The sequence below is a fragment of the Streptomyces sp. NBC_00029 genome (genome assembly GCF_045160505.1).
In the GTDB taxonomy this organism is placed as follows: Bacteria; Actinomycetota; Actinomycetes; order Streptomycetales; family Streptomycetaceae; genus Streptomyces.
This window is the reverse complement of sequence record NZ_CP108292.1, coordinates 3381689-3400458: the sequence shown is the minus strand read 5'-3', so window position 1 is coordinate 3400458 and position 18770 is coordinate 3381689. Positions and strand designations below refer to the sequence as shown.

General features: G+C 69.8%; 19 protein-coding genes, 2 tRNA genes and 1 pseudogene. 18 read left to right on the top strand and 4 right to left on the bottom strand.

From position 1 onward, the window contains the following. Window positions 1-39: 39 nt before the first annotated feature. On the top strand, window positions 40-1182 hold the full coding sequence (locus OG753_RS16165; protein WP_405788895.1) for a PP2C family protein-serine/threonine phosphatase: 1143 nt from the start codon (window positions 40-42) through the stop codon (window positions 1180-1182). Window positions 1183-1296: 114 nt separating this feature from the next. Then, entirely contained in the window at window positions 1297-2115 is an 819-nt protein-coding gene (locus tag OG753_RS16160; protein ID WP_327262474.1) for an ABC transporter ATP-binding protein, read from the top strand. A 3-nt stretch (window positions 2116-2118) separates the two neighbouring features. Here OG753_RS16160 and OG753_RS16155 read toward each other — a convergent pair whose 3' ends face one another. After that, window positions 2119-2775 (bottom strand): DUF4232 domain-containing protein, encoded by a 657-nt coding sequence (locus OG753_RS16155; RefSeq protein WP_405788893.1) that lies wholly within the window; start codon window positions 2773-2775, stop codon window positions 2119-2121. Between the two features lie 82 nt (window positions 2776-2857). On the opposite strand from OG753_RS16155, the gene OG753_RS16150 reads away from it, so the two are divergent. The 6 genes and pseudogenes from OG753_RS16150 (at window position 2858) to OG753_RS16125 (ending at window position 10071) form a co-directional block, all read left to right on the top strand. Continuing rightward, window positions 2858-4258: a pyridoxal phosphate-dependent decarboxylase family protein gene (locus tag OG753_RS16150; protein WP_405788891.1), complete on the top strand. Its 1401-nt coding sequence runs from the start codon at window positions 2858-2860 to the stop codon at window positions 4256-4258. Next, entirely contained in the window at window positions 4255-4710 is a 456-nt protein-coding gene (locus OG753_RS16145) for an HD domain-containing protein (protein ID WP_327262471.1), read from the top strand. Before OG753_RS16150 ends, OG753_RS16145 begins: the two co-directional genes overlap by 4 nt. A gap of 177 nt (window positions 4711-4887) precedes the next feature. Beyond that, window positions 4888-5082, top strand: coding sequence for a membrane protein (locus OG753_RS16140; protein ID WP_030008564.1), 195 nt, complete (start codon window positions 4888-4890; stop codon window positions 5080-5082). 505 nt (window positions 5083-5587) lie between these two features. Then, window positions 5588-7357 (top strand): annotated as a pseudogene (locus OG753_RS16135) (DNRLRE domain-containing protein); the annotation flags it as partial. A 321-nt stretch (window positions 7358-7678) separates the two neighbouring features. Beyond that, a complete protein-coding gene (locus OG753_RS16130; protein WP_405792692.1) occupies window positions 7679-9541 on the top strand; it encodes an amidase domain-containing protein in 1863 nt (620 codons plus the stop codon). Next, the gene (locus tag OG753_RS16125; protein ID WP_405788890.1) at window positions 9538-10071 is read left to right on the top strand and encodes a hypothetical protein; all 534 of its coding nucleotides are present in this window, start codon (window positions 9538-9540) and stop codon (window positions 10069-10071) included. The genes OG753_RS16130 and OG753_RS16125 overlap by 4 nt, the downstream gene beginning before the upstream one ends. Before the next feature lie 569 nt (window positions 10072-10640). Here OG753_RS16125 and OG753_RS16120 read toward each other — a convergent pair. After that, entirely contained in the window at window positions 10641-10841 is a 201-nt protein-coding gene (locus tag OG753_RS16120; RefSeq protein WP_385061124.1) for a dehydrogenase, read from the bottom strand. A 71-nt stretch (window positions 10842-10912) separates the two neighbouring features. On the opposite strand from OG753_RS16120, the gene OG753_RS16115 reads away from it, so the two are divergent. Together OG753_RS16115 and OG753_RS16110 are read left to right on the top strand one after the other, a co-directional pair. Further along, on the top strand, window positions 10913-11269 hold the full coding sequence (locus tag OG753_RS16115; protein ID WP_405788888.1) for a hypothetical protein: 357 nt from the start codon (window positions 10913-10915) through the stop codon (window positions 11267-11269). A 435-nt stretch (window positions 11270-11704) separates the two neighbouring features. Beyond that, complete coding sequence (locus OG753_RS16110; RefSeq protein ID WP_405788887.1) at window positions 11705-11986, top strand: hypothetical protein; 282 nt, start codon at window positions 11705-11707, stop codon at window positions 11984-11986. A 145-nt stretch (window positions 11987-12131) separates the two neighbouring features. On the opposite strand, the gene OG753_RS16105 is transcribed toward OG753_RS16110, so the two are convergent. Next, on the bottom strand, window positions 12132-12887 hold the full coding sequence (locus OG753_RS16105; RefSeq protein WP_405788885.1) for a GntR family transcriptional regulator: 756 nt from the start codon (window positions 12885-12887) through the stop codon (window positions 12132-12134). A 76-nt stretch (window positions 12888-12963) separates the two neighbouring features. On the opposite strand from OG753_RS16105, the gene OG753_RS16100 reads away from it, so the two are divergent. The 4 genes from OG753_RS16100 to OG753_RS16085 all read left to right on the top strand — a co-directional run bounded on the left by OG753_RS16100 (window position 12964) and on the right by OG753_RS16085 (window position 15156). After that, window positions 12964-13242 (top strand): hypothetical protein, encoded by a 279-nt coding sequence (locus OG753_RS16100; RefSeq protein WP_405788883.1) that lies wholly within the window; start codon window positions 12964-12966, stop codon window positions 13240-13242. A 251-nt stretch (window positions 13243-13493) separates the two neighbouring features. Beyond that, complete coding sequence (locus OG753_RS16095) at window positions 13494-13718, top strand: hypothetical protein (RefSeq protein ID WP_405788882.1); 225 nt, start codon at window positions 13494-13496, stop codon at window positions 13716-13718. Between the two features lie 53 nt (window positions 13719-13771). Then, complete coding sequence (locus tag OG753_RS16090) at window positions 13772-13993, top strand: excisionase family DNA-binding protein (RefSeq protein WP_405792690.1); 222 nt, start codon at window positions 13772-13774, stop codon at window positions 13991-13993. Next, window positions 13993-15156 (top strand): tyrosine-type recombinase/integrase, encoded by a 1164-nt coding sequence (locus tag OG753_RS16085; RefSeq protein WP_405788881.1) that lies wholly within the window; start codon window positions 13993-13995, stop codon window positions 15154-15156. Before OG753_RS16090 ends, OG753_RS16085 begins: the two co-directional genes overlap by 1 nt. A 69-nt stretch (window positions 15157-15225) precedes the next feature. Here OG753_RS16085 and OG753_RS16080 read toward each other — a convergent pair. Next, window positions 15226-15296, bottom strand: a tRNA-Gly gene (locus tag OG753_RS16080). 167 nt (window positions 15297-15463) lie between these two features. Here OG753_RS16080 and OG753_RS16075 point away from each other — a divergent pair. The 4 genes from OG753_RS16075 (at window position 15464) to OG753_RS16060 (ending at window position 18710) form a co-directional block, all read left to right on the top strand. After that, window positions 15464-15540: transfer RNA gene (locus OG753_RS16075), tRNA-Pro, on the top strand. A 164-nt stretch (window positions 15541-15704) separates the two neighbouring features. Beyond that, window positions 15705-17093, top strand: a complete 1389-nt coding sequence (gene tig, locus OG753_RS16070; protein WP_327262465.1) for a trigger factor — start codon at window positions 15705-15707, stop codon at window positions 17091-17093. 275 nt (window positions 17094-17368) lie between these two features. After that, on the top strand, window positions 17369-17986 hold the full coding sequence (locus OG753_RS16065; protein WP_030649990.1) for an ATP-dependent Clp protease proteolytic subunit: 618 nt from the start codon (window positions 17369-17371) through the stop codon (window positions 17984-17986). 55 nt (window positions 17987-18041) lie between these two features. Beyond that, window positions 18042-18710, top strand: a complete 669-nt coding sequence (locus OG753_RS16060; RefSeq protein ID WP_033223992.1) for an ATP-dependent Clp protease proteolytic subunit — start codon at window positions 18042-18044, stop codon at window positions 18708-18710. Window positions 18711-18770 lie beyond the last annotated feature (60 nt).

The following is an 18770-nucleotide window of genomic DNA, read 5'->3' as shown; positions in this document are numbered from 1 at the left end:
CTGCGCATCCACAGCCAGGATGGATAAGGTCCCGAAGCAATGGCCGGAGCACGCGTGGAATCCCTCATGGCCCGGATGCGCATGCTGTCGCACCGGGGCCGCACAGCCCTGCGCAAATCGGCCGTCGACTACTTCCGCGGCGACGCCTCCGACTGGCTCGCCTTCGGCGGACTCCTCCTCACCGTGCCCGCCATCGCGTGCGGCACGCTGATGCTGCCCGTCTGGTTCTCGCCCTCGGCGCTCGTCCTGCCGATCGTGGCCGGCGGACTGCTGCTGCGCCCCGCCAGCCTCCTCGCCCTGTACGCCGCCTCCGCGGCCGCACTGATCGTCGAGGCCCTCGTCCTCGGCCCCTATACCCAGGGCCCGGCACGCGTCACCCCCGGCACCGTGCTGGTGGTCGCCGCCTGCGGGTTCTTCGGCCTGGTCATCGCCCAGTTCCGCAGCCGCGTCGGCGTGCCCTGGCGGCGCGGCGGCACCATGCTCTTCGACCTGCGCGAACGCATCCGCGTGCAGAGCAAGCTGCCCGCCCTGCCGCGCGGCTGGCACCGCGAGATGGCCCTGCGCCCGGCCGGCGGACAGTCCTTCTCCGGCGACTTCGTGGTCGCGGCCCGCACCAACGGCGGCCGGACCCTGGAGATCGTCCTGACCGACGTCTCCGGCAAGGGCATGGAGGCGGGCTCCCGTGCCCTGCTGCTGTCCGGCGCCTTCGGCGGACTGCTCGGCGCACTGCCCCCTCACGGCTTCCTGCCCGCCGCCAACGGCTACCTGCTCCGCCAGGACTGGGACGAGGGCTTCGCCACCTCCATCCACCTCGTCCTGGACCTGGAGAGCGGCGACTACGAACTCCTCTCGGCCGGCCACCTCCCCGCCCTCCAGCTCTGCGCGGGCACCGGCCGCTGGCAGGAGAAGTCGGGCGAGGGACCGCTGCTCGGCGTCTACGACGGGGCCGAGTTCATCCCCGCCCGCGGCAACCTGCGCCCCGGCGACGTCCTGATGCTCTTCACCGACGGCCTCGTCGAGACCGCCGAGCGCGAGATCAGCGAAGGCATCGACCGCCTGACCGGCGAGGCCGACCGCTACGTCGCCGCCGGCTGGGAGGGCGCGACCTGGCACCTGATCGAGAAGGTCGCCAAGGACGTCAACGACGACCGCGCCCTGCTGCTCATCCGCCGCTCCGCCTGACCGGGGGTGGGGCTGGCCCCACCCCCGGTCCGCCGGGCGGCGTCATGGCCGCCGGCCCGCCGTGATCCGTAGCGTCACAGGCACGGTCAAGGCGGCGGCGAGAGGCGGCACACCATGGGGCTCCGACGGAGCGAGCGGCGGCAGAAGCACACGACGGACGAGCGGTACGACACCGCTCCGGCCGTCGAGCTGCGCGGCGTACGACGCACGTACGGACGCGGCGGCTCCGTCGTGCACGCGCTGCGCGGGATCGACCTCGGCCTGCCGCGCGGCAGCTTCACCGCCGTGATGGGCCCGTCCGGCTCCGGCAAATCCACCTTCCTGCAATGCGCCGCCGGACTCGACCTGCCCACCGAGGGATCCGTCCGGCTCGGCGGTACCGAGATCACCCGCATGAACGAGAACGAGCTCACCGAACTCCGCCGCAGCCGCCTCGGCTTCGTCTTCCAGGCCTTCAACCTGCTGCCCTCGCTCACCGTCGAGCAGAACGTGCTGCTCCCCGTACGGCTCGCCGGCGGCCGATCCGCGCACCGGGACCGGGCCCGCGCCGCCGAGCTGCTCGCCCGCGTCGGACTGGAGGGCAAGGGCGGCCGCCGCCCCGCCGAACTGTCCGGCGGCCAGCAGCAGCGCGTGGCCATCGCCCGGGCCCTCGTCACCCGGCCCGACGTGGTCTTCGCCGACGAACCCACCGGCGCGCTCGACACCACCACCGCGGCCGAGGTCCTCGCGCTGCTCCGGGACGCCGTCGACTCCCTGCGGGCCACCGTCGTCATGGTCACCCACGACCCGGCCGCCGCCGCCCACGCCGACCAGGTGCTCTTCCTCGCCGACGGCCTGATCGCGGACCGGCTGCCGCGCAGCCCGGCCGCGGCCGTCGCGGCCCGGATGACAGCGCTCACCGCCCGGCGCGCTCCGGCCCTCGCCGCCGGCTGAGCCTCAGCGGACCACCGGCCGCCACGGCCCGAGCCCCAGCTTCCCGGTGTTCCCGAGGTCCACCGGCGCGGAGAGGCGCAGCGACAGCCGGGGCGCGCCGGGCCGCGGCTCGACCTCCACGCTCCGCGCCGTGGTGGCCGGCACCGACGAGTCGGTGACGAGATTGCGCCACACGATCACGAACGAGGCCGCCTGCCCCGGGGCCAGCGTCACCTGCCCCGGCGCCTCCCCGATGTCCGGCACTCCCGTGGTGATCCCCTCCGTCCCGTGCTCCACCGCGACCTCCACCGGGCCGTTGCGGTCGTCGCGCAGCGACAGCTGCGGGTAGCCCTCCAGGACGTACGGCTGCGCACCGCAGTTGACCAGCCGGAAGTCCGCCACGCGCAGCCCCATCGCCGCGTTCCCGTCCATTTCGACGAGCCTGACCCCGCCGTCCGGGCACGGCTCAGCCGTGGGCTGCGTGGGCTGCGTGGGCTGCGTGGGCTGCGTCGGCTGCGTGGGCTGCGTCGGCCGGTCCGCCCGGGCCGCCGCCGTCGGCCTCGGGGCCGGCTCCGGCGGAGGCGGCGCGTCGCACCCCGCCACCGCTGTCACGGCCGCCACGGCGATCACGCCGCCGGCCAGGCCCCGTGTCCACCGCGCGCCCCACTGCTCCGTGATCATCCGATGAGCCTACGACGGCACGCGGGCCACTCCCCGCGGATTGGATCGCCCCCTCGGCCCCGGCCGCGCTTACCGTGCCCCCATGGACCGCACGCTCGCCGCCGACCTCGCCCGGCTCCCCGAACTCCTCGACGCCACCCGCGCAGCCGCCGCCGACGCGCTCGCCACCCTGGACGCGCGTCCCGTCGTAGCGCCCACCGGAGAGCCGCACTCCCCGCAGCCCCTCCCGGAAGGCCTCCCGGAGCACGCCAGGGGTACGGAAGCCGCCCTCGCCGACTTCCGCGACCGCTGGGAGCCGCGGCTGTCGGCCTCCGCGGGCCCGCGCTACCTCGGCTTCGTCACGGGGGGCGCCACCCCGGCCGCCCTCGTGGGGGACTGGCTCACCGCCGCCCACGACCAGAACTCCAACTCCGCCCTCGACGGCGTCGGCCAGGACCTCGAACGCGAGACGGTCGGCTGGCTCCGCGAGCTCTTCCACCTCTCGCCCGCCCACACCGGCACCTTCGTCAGCGGCGCCACCATGTCCAACACCACCGGCCTCGCCATCGCCCGCGAATGGCTCGGCGAACGCCTCGGCGTCTCCCCGGCCGACGACGGCGCCGCGGCCCTCGGTCCGGTCCGCGTGCTCTCCGGCGCCCCCCACTCCTCGATCGCCAAGGCCCTCTCCGTCCTCGGCCTCGGCCGCAACTCCCTGGTCCGCGTCCCCACCCTCCCCGGCCGCGAGGCCGTCGACCCCGCCGCCCTGGACAGGGCGCTCGCCGACACGCCCGGACCGGCCGTGGTCGTCGCCAATGCGGGCACCGTCAACACCGTCGACTTCGACGACCTCCGGGCCGTCGCCGCCCTCCGCGAGCGCCACGACTTCTGGCTGCACACCGACGCCGCGTTCGGCGCCTTCGCCGCCCTCTCGCCGGAACACGCACACCTCGCCGACGGCCTCGACGCCTCCGACTCCCTCTGCGTCGACCTGCACAAATGGCTCAACGTCCCCTACGACAGCGCCGTCCAGTTCACCCGCCGCCGGGACCTGCAGGCCCGCGTCTTCCAGAACTCCGCCGCCTACCTCGGCCCCCTCGGCGACCACCCCGACCTCGTCCACCTCACCCCGGAGAACTCCCACCGGCTGCGCGCCCTCGCCGCCTGGTTCACGCTCCGCGCGTACGGCCGCGAGGGCCACCGGGAGATCGTCGAACGCGACATCGCCTGCGCCCGCGCCCTGGGCGCCGCCCTGGAGGCGGACCCCGCCTTCACCCTCCTCGCACCGGTCCGCCTCAACGTCGTCTGCTTCACCCTCGCAGAGGCCCCCACCCCGGACCGGCTGACCGCGCTGCGCGAAGCCGCCGGCGCCGAGGTGTTCGTCACTCCGACCGTCTACGAGGGAACCGCAGGCCTGCGTGCCGCGTTCTCCAACTGGCGCACCACACACGACGATGTGCGCCGGGCAGCGGAGGCACTCGGCGCAGCGGCAAGGGAGATCGCATGACGAACAGCCCCCTGACCCTCATCGAGGTCGAGTCCCTGGCGCGCAGCGCGCACGAGGGCCAGACCGACAAGGCCGGCCGGCCGTACGCCGAACACCTCGCGGCGGTGGCCGAGGGCGTCCGGCTGCGCGGCGGCAGCGCCGAACAGCAGGCAGCGGCCTGGCTGCACGACTCCATCGAGGACGAGGCCCTCAGCCTCACCTGGCTGGATGCGGCGGCTCTCCCGCAGACGGTGAAGGACATCGTCCTCGCGGTCACCAAGCGCCCCGGCGAACCGGTCGAGCAGTACGCGGCCCGCATCCTGGCCACCCCGGGCGCCCTGCTGGTCAAGGAGGCGGACATCGCGCACAACGCGGACCCCGTACGCCTGTCCGTACTGGACGACCCCACGCGCGAGCGGCTGTCCGCAAAGTATGCGAATATCCGTTCCCTCCTCGGCCTCACCACCCCGTGACCTGCGCCTCGCGCCCGAAATATTCCTGTCGCACATGAGGCTTGGCGGAAACGGAACCAGGGCTGTTCGTCACGGGGCGTATAGCCGGGGCCCGTTGGTGGGAGGATGGTCCATGTGGGGGTGTGCCTGGCCGTACCCCCCGGGCCGACCAGGGGACGACCGAAGGTGTGATCAGTAGTGGCCATTTCGCTGTCAGTGGTGGTTCTGTTGGCGGTCATTCTGGTGGTGCTGATCCGCGGCAACCACATCAAGACGGGTCCCGCCATCGTCGCGGCGCTCTTCGGGTTCTTCCTCGCGTCGAGCTCGATCGCGGACGACGTGAACCGTTTCCTGAACTCACTGGCGACGATGATCGCGAACATCAAGCTCTGACCGGGTCCCGGGCGCCACCCCCGGCGGCGTGGTGCGTCCTGCGCGGACCGGCCGCGCACCCGCCCTCATATCACCGGTCCCGCCCCTCCGTACCGCGTCGGCCCTCCCCGTCCCTCGGCGTGGTCGCCTCAGCACACCCGCCGGACCGGCGGGAGCCCGGACGGAGTCCGAGCCGCCGGCCGGGCGATCGTCGCATGGTTCCCGCGGACCGCGAGGGTGCCGCGATCCGGGAGGCCGCCGTATCGGAGGCCGCTGAGCCGAACACTCTCCGGCTCGGCCCGAGCACATCACAAGTGGATCACTGCGGCGCGAGTTGTGTCCTCATTGTCCGAATGCGAGTCAGAACTTCCTGGTCAGAGCGCTACGTTGCTCCTCTCGTACCTGGATCACCAGGTACTGACCGAAAGACCGAGGAAGTATGGCTACTCGTTTCTCCGCGGCGCGACGCCGTGGGAGAGGGCCCTGGGGTACCTCGCACTGGATAGCGGGCGGGGCGGCCCTCATCGTGACCGCCACCCTGCTCCAGGGCTCGAGCACGGCGGGCGCGGCTCCGGCCGGGTCCGCGACCAAGACCGGCAAGGTGACCGAAGAACTCAACCTCGCGCGTGCCCGGGTGGCCGCGCGCACGGCCGGCCACCGCGTGGAGGCCGTCTCGGAACGGTCCGAGACCTCCACCACCTGGGTGAACCCGAACGGCACCCTCACGACCGAAGTGGCCGCCGGGCCGGTCCGGTTCTACGACCAGCAGGCGCGCGGCTGGCGAAGCGTCGATGTGAACCTGGGCCGCGGCTCGGACGGTTCCGTGGCGTCCAAGGCCCACCCGCAGGGCCTGAAGCTGGCCGCGGGCAGCCTCCCGCGCATGGCCAAGGCCGCCCCCTCGGCCGCGCCGTCGGCGAGCTTCATCAGCACCGACCTGGTCACCCTCGGCGAGGGCGACCAGCAGATCGCCCTCAAGTGGAAGGGCGCCCTGCCGACCCCGAAGCTCGACGGGGCCCGCGCCGAGTACACCGACGCCGTCCCCGGCGGTGACGTCGTCATCGAGGCCACCCGCAGCGGCTTCGAACAGTTCGTCGAGCTGAAGCAGCGGCCGGCCGGCGGGAACTACGCGTACACCCTGCCGCTGGTGGCCAAGGGCCTGAAGGTGGAACAGCAGGCCGACGGCAGCGTGCAGTTCACCGACCGCAAGAGCAAGCGGACCGCGGTCATGCCGGCGCCGGTGATGTGGGACTCCACGGTCGACCCGGTCTCCGGCGAGCACACCCGCAAGGTGCCCGTGGCGATGAAGGTCGTCCAGGGCAGGGGCACGGTCGACCTGGTCGTCACCCCGGACGCGAAGTTCCTCGCGGACCCGGCCACCAAGTACCCGGTGACCGTGGACCCGTCGACCTCCTCCCTGGGCAGCGTCTTCGACACCTACGTCCAGCAGGGCGAGACCGTCGACTGGTCGAACGACACCGAGCTCGACCTCGGCAACCCGGGCACGAAGAACGGCGACGGCACCTTCCGTACCGCCCGCTCCTTCCTCACCTGGAACACGGCTCCGATCGCGGACGCGCTGGTCTCCGACGCCAAGCTCTCGCTGTTCAACTTCCACTCCGGGAACACCGACTGCGTCGCGCAGCCGTGGGAGGTCTGGAGCTCCGGAGCACCGAGCACCGCGTCCCGCTGGACCAACCAGCCCGCCATGACCACCAAGTACGCCACCTCCACCGAGACCCGCGGCAACCCCGGCTGCGCCTCGGCACCGGACGGCTGGATCAACGCCGACGTGACCACCCTCGTGCAGACGTGGGCCTCCGCGAAGGCGCCGCTGTCCAGCATGGGCCTGCGGGCCGCCTCGGAGTCGGTCGGCGGGCAGTGGAAGCGCGTCAACTCCGCGAACGCCACGGCCAACCCGCCGAAGCTGACGGTGACCTACAACTACCGTCCGCAGACCGGCACGAAGCAGGAGGCCGGCCCTCCGTTCGTCCAGGACAAGACCCCCGCCTGGCGCGTCGATACGACGACGCCGACCCTGCGCGACACGTTCGCGGACAAGGACGGCGACACGGTCAACGGCACCTTCCAGATCTTCGACGCGGCCACCAACACCCAGGTCGGCAGCACCCTGGTCTCGCCGTACGTACCCGCCGGCACCCCGGCCTCGGTCGTCGTACCCGCGGGCGTGCTCCAGCACGGGCGCATGTACCGCTTCCGCACCTCGCCGTACGACGGCACGCACTACAGCAACAGCTGGTCCCCCTGGTCCAACTGGACCACCTTCACCGTCAGCCCGCTGCCCGACGCTCCGCAGGACATCCAGGCCGGCGCCCAGCAGACCCTGACGCCCATCCTGTCCGCGGTCGTCACGACCCCGGCGCAGACCCGCGTGAGCGCCGAGTTCTCGCTGAAGGACGCGGCCGGGAACCCGATCCCCGGTGTTCCGCTGCCCCCCGTGTGGGTGGAGAGCGGCAGCCGGGCCGCCCTGGAGATCCCGGACGGCAAACTGGCGGACGGCGCGAGCTACCGCTGGTCCGTACGGGCCTGCGACAGCGTCGGATGCTCGCCCTGGTCGGCCGAACAGAGCCTGACCGTCCGCCTCCAGCCGCTGCCGCCGATGCCCGCCACGCAGTCTCTGGTCCTCACGGGCACCTCTCTCACGGGCGTGACGGTGGCCACCGATTGCGACGCGCCCGGCTGCGCCACGCCGCCGAACGGGCAGCTCCGGCTCGGCAGCGCTGACGGCCACCTGTGGGCCGTCCACTTGAAGGCGGACCTCACCGCACTGCCGGTGGGGGCGCGGGTCACCTCCGCCAAGCTGTCGCTGACCCGTGCCGACTGCACCACGGCGTGTGAGGCGCAGAAGCCTGAGGCGTTCGAGCTGTCCACGCCGTGGACCGCGACACAGAGCGGCAAGGATCTCCTCACGGCCGCGGGCAGCGACAGCTACGTCTCCGACCTCGCGCTGTCCGAGGTCGACTTCGGCATGCTGGTGCAGTCCTGGATCGACCGCGGCAAGAACGAGGGACTGGCCCTCACCGTCCCCGGCACGGTGGCCGGAGCCTCCTACCACTCGGGTGCGGCGGCGGACCCCGCCCTGCGTCCCAAGCTGACGGTCGAGTACCTGCCGCCGACCGCTCCCGGCGCGGTCAGCGAGGTCGTCACCACCCCGGGTGACACCGGCCTGCTCGCCACCTGGAACGCCCCGCTCGACGGTGGGACGACCGGTGACGTCACGTACGTGGCCAAGGCCGAGAAGAGCGACGGTACGGTGGTGGGCACCTGGGAGGGCACGGCGCTCCGCGCCGTCTTCTCCGGGCTGAACAACGCGACCTCCTACCGGGTCTCGGTGACGGCGAAGAACGCCGTCGGCAGCGGCCCGGTGTCCCGCTCCGCACTGGCTCAGGGTGCTTCCGTGCTCGGCGGAACCACGCCGTACAAGGACTATGTCCAGGCTTACTTGAGCGCCCGCAACAAGGTCACCACGGGTGTCAGGGCCACTACTGCCGAGGCGGCGGCCGAGTCTCCGCACGGTGCGGTCTTCGGTGCGGTCCTCGACGTGCAGGAAGCCTCCCTCATCGGGGGGCTCGTGGCGCTGGGGACGCAGAACCAGGCATACGTGGGTGCCTCCTCGGCCCTGACGGACACCATGATCGCCAATGGTGGGGCTGACCGCGTGCTGGTACGGACCACTGTCATCCAGACGATGACCCTGCGGGTCAACGGCGTCGACGAGGTGTCGGAGGACCGGCGGGCCAAGCGGTTCGTATTCACGGTCTCGGGCGGGACCGTGAAGCTCGAGAGCGAATCCGATGACAGCGAGGCGGGGCAGAAACTGTCCGCCACGGCTGCGGCGGGAACCCAGGTGGCCGCTACGCCGGCCGACATCACGGGCGTGCCCACCGATGGCGCAGAGAGCATCCTCTTGGGCGAGGACGGGTTCCCTGTGTCGGACCCCTCCGCGGCCGGCGCTCTCACGGCCTCCTACGTCAACGGTTCGGGCACCGCAAGCTGGGCCTGGAACTACGCCGGCCGGATTCCGAGGGAGTACGGCACCAACGACTGCACCAACTTCGTGTCCAAGGCCCTCTACAACGGTGGCGGCATGAAGATGCGCCACTGGGCGTACTGGCAGGACCGTGCCTGGTGGCGGAACACCTCTTGGACGTCGTGGAAGAAGAACAGCCACACCTGGTCAGCGGCTCAGAATCTGTTCCAGCACATGTTCAACTACCGCCAGCCCGGATACGTCAACCGTGTGTACAATCTCCGCCCCGGAGACATCCTGTTCTTCGAATGGAAGAAGGACAACGGTGTGCACAACCATGCGGCGGTCGTGACCGGCAATAACCAAGGCGTCGTCAGTGTCGCCCAGCACGGCTACAACCCCCACGACACGCTTCAGGCGATCATGGCCCGGAACAGGACCGGCCCCAACCCGATCGTCGGGGTCAGCGCGCTCAGGCCGAGGTCTCGATGAGGCCGGGTCCGGCCTTGCGGGCGGTGGCCGTCTCCGCGCTGACCGTCGGCATGCTGACCGCCTGCTCCTCGGCCTACGATGCCGAAGACGTGGCGTACGCCGGTGACTACGGCAGCCACCCGCCGCTCGCCGTGGTCGGATATCCGTCCACGGGATCCTTGGGCATCACCCAGCAGGTGGTGTGGCGCATCGCGGACGGCAAGGTGGGCGAGCTGGCGTCGCTGGTGGCCGACAAGGAGGACAAGGGCGTTCCCGAGAAGACTGCCGAGAATTGGATCGCGGCATTCGGCAAGGGAGCCCGGGGCAAGGTGACCGCGGAGTTCTACGACGAGGGCTCGGTCCGGCAGGAGGTCGTGCTCTATCTGCACGACACCGGCCAGATCAAGCAGATCCAGGTTCGGGCCATCAGCGTGGACGGCAAGGACGTCTGGCGCGTGACCATGGACGAGTCCGCCCCCGAGGAGGCCACCGCCGTGCACCCGTGGGTGCCGAAGAAGCCCGGCGAACTCGGTTCGAAGACCGTGCGGTGAACTGATCCGGACGCGTCCCTGCAAGGGGCGTCGCCTGCGTGGACATCACGTGGGCGACGCCCCTTCGCCGTATGGGCCGCGCTCACGGCTGCCACGGCGCCGCTTCTACCGGCTCGTCGTCCTGCTCCCGGCCATAAGTCGGCAAAGAGTATGGATCGCCACGCTCGTGCTCGAGCGGACCGTTGGAGAAGACCTGGAACACCGGGCCGTAGGGGTCAGTCGCGCCGTCACCGAGATGAGCAACGGGCAGGCCGGGACAAGGGGCTGCACTTCCGTGATCTTCGGCATACGGGAGTTGACGGCGCGTTGAGCGGGGAGCTGATCACAGCCCCGGCAACGACGAAGGGCCAGGTCGAGGAAACATCCTCTGACCTGGCCCTTCGTACTTCTGAGCGGGTGACGGGAATCGAACCCGCTTAGCTAGTTTGGAAGATCGCGTATGAGCAGGAGGCCCGACCTGCCAAGCCGCTGACCTGCACACGAGCCGAGTGGCCACCACAGATGACCGTGGTTCCCCACCACTCGCCGTCCGACCGGGCACACGAAGGGCACGCGGGCAGACACGAATGTCAGAGAAACATCTCCGGCATCGGGCACGCCTCCAACGTCTCGTGCGGCCGGTCGGCCCAGTTCCACCAGACATGCGGCGTAGGGCACTTCCACACACCCCGGCAGACCCGCTCGCCGTCGTCCTCCCGCTGACAGAGTACGAATCCGCCGAACTTCATGGCTTGGCTGCACTCCGGGCAGGTCGGCACATTGCTGGTCATGCCGAGGACCTTAACGGCGTTGCGTTGCCCTGCCGCGCTCCAGCAGGATTCAGATGGGGGGAGGGCTGACCATGGAACGACATGAGCTGATGCGGCTGCTGGCCGGCGACGACGAGGCATCGAAGGCTGCTCTGGCGGCCCTCGTCGGCGGCGGCGAGTATGTCGTGTGGGAGGAGATCACGTTGTCCTCCGAGGTCCGCGCCCGGGGCTATGAGAGCCGGCGCAGGTCGTACCAGCGAAGGGGCGTAGAAACCCTCGGCCTGGAACGAGGGGTGCAACTGCTCCGCGAGCACGCTCAGCCGGTCCGCACAGGGAAGATCACAGCCGTCGACAGCTCATGGATCTACCAACTCTTCCTCACCGAAGACGGCAGCGAACTGGTGGCCTGCATCGGCGGACGGCTGCCCGAGCGGCGCGCACTCCAGTAGCAGCGCGCTCGGAGGGTCAGACGTCGCCCTGAGACCGCTCAAGCTCCTCCATGAACGCATTGTGGAAGATCGCGTACGCACCCACCCCCTGACCGGTCAAGACCCTGACCTGCACGCCCCCGCCCGCCTCGCCGGCATTCCCCGAGGCTCCCCACGGAAGCCCTCCCGTTCGGGCAGGCGGGGGACACGGCCTGCTGTCAGTGCCCCGGACTAGCCTTCCCGATGTTGGGCCGGCCTGGCACCGCACGACGGTACGACGCGGCCATGGGGGGTGGCTCAGAAGAGTGCGCCGAGCCTGCGGGCTCCGCGTCCTCGTGCAGCTCCGACTCCACCCCCCTTCCCGACCCATCAGCCTGGCCCTAGCTCGATGGAGGTGACGGATGCTGCTCCAATCTCCGGAGCCTTCGTCCACCCGCGTGTGGCAGGTTGAGGGCCATGGCCAAGGACATCGACCCCCGAAACCCGGCCGGGATCCGAGTAGGGGAGATCTACGAGGACTGCTTCTTCCACCCGGTGCTCTGCACGGAGATCGACGACGACGGCTGGGTCGTCCTCAGTGGCGTGTCACTCATTGACGGCACGTATCCCCGCTCGTGCGACGCCCAGCACTGCGGGCCCATCCGCATCCCGGTCGAGGAAGTCATGGCCATCAAGCAGGACCTCCAGGGCTACTCGCGCCGGCGGAAGGCAGAACTGAACGCCGGCAGCAACACCTGATCCGTAGCCCTAGCCAGACCGGTCAGCGACAGTCATGCCGGCTGCTCAGAGTCCCGTGAGTGGGGCAGGAGGACGCTGTGGGCCGTACTGGCCGCCCAGGACCTCCGCCCGGCACGCCAGCTCTGACCTGGGGCCGATCGGCGCGCTAGCGAACGACAGGGATCTCGTAGACGATCTCGCACAGCGCGGCGGGGACGACGATGTCCGCCGTCTCGACGGGCTGTCCCTGGTCGCTGTAGTACGTCCGCCGGATGTGCGTGACAAGAGCGGCCTTCTGGAGCCCGAGGAGCGATGCCTCCTCGGCCGTCGCCTGCCGCGGCTCCGGCTGCTCCACAGCGTGGCTGACCGTGATCCCGATCGTGGCCATCCGGTTCACGACGCCAACGCCGGCATGCGGTCCGCCTTCCGGCAGGACAACCAGCGTGCCCGCGGTGAGCTCGTACGGCTCCCAACTCGTCGACAACTGCACGGGCCGACCATCAGCGAGGAATTCGTAAACGGTCCGCACGCACAGTTCACCCGCGGCGATCCCGAGTCGCGCCGCGATCTCGGCCGGAGCCGGCACTTTCGCTTCCGTCCGACTCTCCCAGTTGCCCTGTTTCCCCAGGGCCTGCATGTCCACCCGGAACGGAGAGCCACCGGGCTGCTCACGAGCCGAGGACCGCACGACCCGCACACGCCGACGAGGCTCGGCAACGTACGTGCCCGAACCCGCGCGCCCCTCCAGCACTCCCTGGGAGATCAGCAACTCCTGCGCCCGGCGAACCACGTTCTCGCCGACCCCACACTCCTCGGCGATCTGAGCACGGGAAGGGAGCCGATCGCCGACCGTCCACACATGCTCAGCGATCCGCTGCCGCAGGACGTCGGCGATGCGGAGATAAGGCGGCTGCTCAGGCATGTGGAAAATCTAGTCCACTAGGTCTAATCTAGTTAACTAGCTTCACTCAACGTGTTCAAACGGCGACGGAGGCCCTGTGCCCGCATCGGAATCAAGGGCCGAGGACCTCGCCGCCCGGTTGTCGGCCCTCGGGCTGGCCACGCGCGTGGAGCCGCACACCACGTACACGTCGATCGAAGTGGAGGTACCGGAAGCGCTGCCCGCTGAATCGTGGCGGGAGGTCCTGGAAGTCGTGGCGGAGGCCGACCGATTCGGGCTATTCGCCAGCAGCTTGACCGGCCGCACCCTCTGGGCCGCCGTAAACAAAGCGGTCCCCGCGACGGGCGACGTCCGGGGACCTGGCCGTCAGCGATAGGAGCTGATCAGCGTGCACAACCGTATGGGTCCCACCGCCGCCCGCACCAGTGGGCGGCACCTCCCCACACCCCCTCCTGCGCCGCCCACGAGGGCCATCTACCGGTCGAGCTCGTGCGCGATCGGCACACACCACGAGTGCGCCCAGTCGTCCCCCGCAGCCGCACCCGTCGGCGTCCCCGTGATCTACGAGGCCTGTGACTGCTCTTGCCACGTCCCGGACGCTGCGCCGGACCCGCGGCAGGTGAACCCATGAGTGGCTGGGCTCCCAGCGGCGCGCTCGCCGCCAACATCGAGATCACCTCGATCAACGTGCAACGTGGCGACGTCATCCAGATCGGCGGCCAACCGTGCCGTGTCACCGATCTCGTCCAGCTTCCCGCCGGCGCCAAGCGGCTGTTCTTCGAGTCGGGCGAGGTCCTGACGATGCACGCGCGGAGCCGCCTTATCGCTCTCCGACTGATGAGGAAGTGGTGACTGCCTCCGTGTCTTCCCGCCGCCACGCCATCGCCGACGACCTCCGCCACCAGATCTCATCGGGCCACTTCAAAGCCGGCGAACGCCTCAGCGTCGTCCAGGTCGCCGAACTGCTCGGCACCACCGTGCGGTTCCCCCGACGCCTCGTCGAGGAGCGCCGGATCACCTACGTGAAGGTCGGCCGACACGTCCGTATCCCCGAGAGCGCCGTCCAGGCCTACATCGACGCCCACACCGTCGAGCCGCGCCGTCGCCGTCTGGGGGTGGCTGCCTGATGGCTGGGAAGCGCCGCCCGTTCGGCCGGGTCCGCAAGCTGCCCTCCGGCCGGTATCAGGCTCGATACCTCGGCCCGGACGGACAGCTCCGTCCCGCGCCCGAGACGTTCCGTACCAAGAAGGACGCGGACGACTGGCTCGCCGACAAGCAGACCGAGATGCGTAAGGGGGACTGGCGCGACCCGGACGCCGGGAAGGTCGCCTTCGGGCCGTACGCCGTCGCCTGGATCAAAGAGCGTGAGCTGACGAGCACCACGCGGCAGCTCTACGGCTCGCTCCTCAAGCACCACTTGGAGCCTGTCCTCGGCGGCGTCAACCTGGCGGAGATCTCGCCGCCCCTCGTACGGAGCTGGCGCGCCGACAAGCTCGCCGCCGGCACCGGGCCCACCACCGTCGCCAAGGCATACGCCCTGCTCCGGGCCATCCTGGGCACGGCCGTGTCCGACGAGCTGATCCGGCGGAACCCCTGCCAGGTCAAGGGCGCGAGTTCCGTGCACACCCCGGAACGTCCGACCGCCACGGTCAAGGAGGTCTACGCGTTGGCCGAGGCGATCCAGCCGCGCTACCGCACCCTCGTCCTCATGGCCGGATTCCTCGGACTGCGCTGGGGCGAGCTGATCGGCCTCCATCGGCGGGACGTGGACATGGAGCACAGGACCGTACGCGTCCGGCGGGCCGTCGCCGAGCTGAGCAACGGGCAGCGGGAGATCAAGGCGCCCAAGAGCGCTGCGGGCAAGAGGACGGTCTCCATCCCGGGGGTGATCCTTCCGGACCTCCACGAGCACCTGAAGCGGTACGCCGAGGCCGGCCCCGACGGGCGTGTCTTCGTCGGGGCCAAAGGGGCGACCCCGCGCCGGAACCACTTCAACCGGCTGTGGCACATAGCGTGTCGTGAGGCCGGGATCAAGGGGCTGCACTTTCATGATCTTCGGCACACAGGCAACACCCTCGCCGCGTCAACAGGTGCCAGCACACGGGAGTTGATGACGCGTATGGGCCACAGCACCGCCCGCGCCGCACTGATCTACCAGCACGCGAGCGCCGATCGGGACCGGCTGATCGCCGACGCGCTGAGCGGGCTCGTGAAGAAGGGCCGGAAGGGCCCCAAGGGCACGAAGGAAGATCCACAGCGCAAGGGGCACGCAGGGGGCACGCGGGGCTGATCACGGCCCCGGGAACGACGGAGGGCCAGGTCGAGGAAACCTCCTCTGACCTGGCCCTTCGTACTTCTGAGCGGGTGACGGGAATCGAACCCGCGTAGCTAGTTTGGAAGACTAGTGCTCTACCATTGAGCTACACCCGCAACGCTCGCGCCGAAGGTCCGGGGACCGCGGCACGGACAGCATCCTAGCGGGTCGCTCCCTGTGGGTGCACACCACATTCGACGCCGTGCCGGGGACCTGCCGGAAACACCTCGGAAATCCCGCGCATCAGAGTGTCTCCGGGCATGTACCCTACGTGTCGCACCGACGGGGTGTGGCGCAGCTTGGTAGCGCGTCCGCTTTGGGAGCGGAAGGTCGTCGGTTCGAATCCGGCCACCCCGACCAACAGCAGTGTCTCCACAAGATCGCGTTGTGGGCTGATTGCCGCTTGCGGTTACTATGCAAGCTGCGTGCCCGTGTGTCTGATGTACCGGGCCGAAGTCCGCTGAACCGCTGAATCACAGCGTGACGGCAGAATCCCCAGCAGTCAGCCACAAGGAGACCGAACCGTGAAGAGCGCCGTGGAGACCCTGAACCCGACTCGGGTTCGGCTCACTGTTGAGGTGCCCTTCGAGGAGCTCAAGGACAGCCTCGACGCGGCGTACAAGAAGATCAACCAGCAGGTCACGGTGAAGGGCTTCCGCAAGGGCAAGATCCCCGCCCGCGTCATCGACCAGCGCTTCGGCCGCGGTGCGGTGCTGGAGGAGGCCGTCAACGACGCCCTCCCGAAGTTCTACACCGAGGCGGTCAACGAGGCCGACCTGAACCCGCTGGGCCAGCCGGACGTGGACATCACGGAGCTGAAGGACGGCGAGATCCTGGCCTTCACCGCCGAGGTCGACGTCCGTCCCGAGATCGAGATCCCGGACTACTCCGGCATCGAGGTCGAGGTCGACGCCATCGAGGTCTCCGACGAGGACGTCGAGAAGTCCGTCGAGCAGCTGCGCGGCCGCTTCGCGTCCACCAAGGACGTCGAGCGCGCCGCCGCCGAGGGTGACGTCGTCACCATCGACCTCGAGGCCAAGGTCGACGGCGAGGTGCTGCCCGACGGCGTCGCCTCCGACGTCTCCTACACCATCGGCTCGGGCGAGCTCCTCGAGGGCATCGACGAGGCCGTCACCGGCCTGGAGGCCGGCGGCGAGGCCACCTTCACCTCGCAGCTGAAGGGCGGCTCCGCCGAGGGCAAGGACGCCGAGGTCACCGTCAAGGTCACCAAGGTCTCCGCCAAGGAGCTCCCGGAGCTGGACGACGAGTTCGCGCAGATGGCGAGCGAGTTCGACACCCTCGAGGACCTCAAGGCGGACAGCCGCAAGCGCCTCGAGAACATGAAGCAGTACGACCAGGCCACGCAGGCCCAGGAGCGCGTCCTGGAGAAGCTGCTGGAGCTCGTCGAGGTCCCGATCCCCGAGAAGCTCCTCGCGGACGAGGTCCAGACCCGCAAGCACAACCTCGAGCACCACCAGCTCGGCCAGATGGGTCTGACCATCGAGAAGTACCTGGAGTTCCAGGGCAAGACGGTCGAGGAGTTCGACGCCGAGACCTCCGAGCAGGCCGTCAAGGGCATCAAGACCCAGTTCGTCCTCGACGCGCTGGTCAACAAGGAGAAGCTGGGCGTCGACCAGGAGGAGCTCACCGAGCACCTCATGCGCCGCGCCGCCTCCTCCGGCATGTCCCCCGACCAGTTCGCCCAGGCCGTGGTCGAGGGCGGCCAGGTTCCGATGCTGGTCGGCGAGGTCGCCCGCGGCAAGGCCCTCGCGGTCGTCGTCGAGGCCTCCAAGGTCGTCGACACCAACGGTGAGGTCGTGGACCTGTCCGACGAGGACGAGGAGCAGGCCGCCGAGACCGTCGAGGCCGCCGTCGACGGCGACGACGAGGTCAAGGCCGACGAGGCCAAGTAACACCCCGGGCGAAGCCCACTGAGCAGTGCCCCGAAGGGCCCGTACACAGCGGTGTACGGGCCCTTCGGCATGGTCTTGCGGGGCTCCGGGACCTTGCGCTCCGAGCGAACAGTTCGGGAAGCGGGATGGCGTTGTCCTACCTGCGCGTTAGGGTCCATGAATACGAGGGCACGTGAGTACCCGGGCGCCGGCGGACTCGTCCGCTCCGGCCGGACCGGGCCCCAGAACGAGACGCTGAGACGGCACATGGCCGTCGGAGACGAGCAGGTGGATACGTGACGAATCTGAAGCCTTACGCCGCGGGTGAGCCGTCCATCGGTGGCGGCCTCGGCGACCATGTCTACAACCGGCTGCTCGGCGAGCGCATCATCTTCCTCGGCCAGCAGGTCGACGACGACATCGCCAACAAGATCACCGCGCAGCTCCTGCTCCTGGCCGCCGAGCCGGAGAAGGACATCTACCTCTACATCAACAGCCCCGGTGGCTCCGTGACGGCCGGTATGGCCGTCTACGACACCATGCAGTACATCCCCAACGACGTCGTGACCATCGGTATGGGCATGGCGGCCTCGATGGGGCAGTTCCTGCTCACCGGTGGCGCCAAGGGCAAGCGCTTCGCCCTGCCGAACACCGACATCCTGATGCACCAGGGCTCCGCCGGCATCGGTGGCACCGCGTCGGACATCAAGATCCAGGCCCAGTACCTGCTGCGCACCAAGCAGCGGATGGCCGAGATCACCGCGTTCCACTCGGGCCAGACCGTCGAGGCGATCATCCGCGACGGTGACCGCGACCGCTGGTTCACCTCCGAGGAGGCCAAGGAGTACGGCCTCATCGACGAGATCATCTCGGCCGCGTCCAACGTTCCGGGCGGCGGCGGCACCGGGGCCTGATCCCGGTATCCACCGTCAGTACCCAGCAGCCGACAGCCCGCAGAACGCCACCAGGATGGTGAACACCCAGATGCAGAACAACTTCTCCGCAAGCGGCCTCTACACCGGCCCGCAGGTGGACAACCGCTACGTCATCCCGCGCTTCGTCGAGCGCACCTCGCAGGGCGTGCGCGAGTACGACCCGTACGCGAAGCTCTTCGAGGAGCGCGTGATCTTCCTCGGCGTGCAGATCGACGACGCGTCCGCCAACGACGTCATGGCGCAGCTGCTGTGCCTGGAGTCGATGGACCCGGACCGCGACATCTCCATCTACATCAACAGCCCGGGCGGCTCCTTCACCGCGCTGACGGCGATCTACGACACGATGCAGTTCGTGAAGCCGGACATCCAGACGGTCTGCATGGGCCAGGCGGCCTCCGCCGCCGCGGTCCTGCTCGCCGCCGGTACCCCCGGCAAGCGCATGGCCCTGCCGAACGCCCGTGTGCTGATCCACCAGCCCTCGGGCGGCACCGGCCGTGAGCAGCTCTCCGACCTGGAGATCGCGGCCAACGAGATCCTCCGCATGCGCGACCAGCTGGAGACCATGCTGGCCAAGCACTCGACGACGCCGATCGAGAAGATCCGCGACGACATCGAGCGCGACAAGATCCTCACGGCCGAGGACGCGCTCGCTTACGGGCTGATCGACCAGATCATCTCCACCCGTAAGAGCAGCAAGGCCTGATCCTTGCCACCAGTTGGCGTGAGCACGTCGTCGGATTCGGCGATGTGAACCACGTCAAGG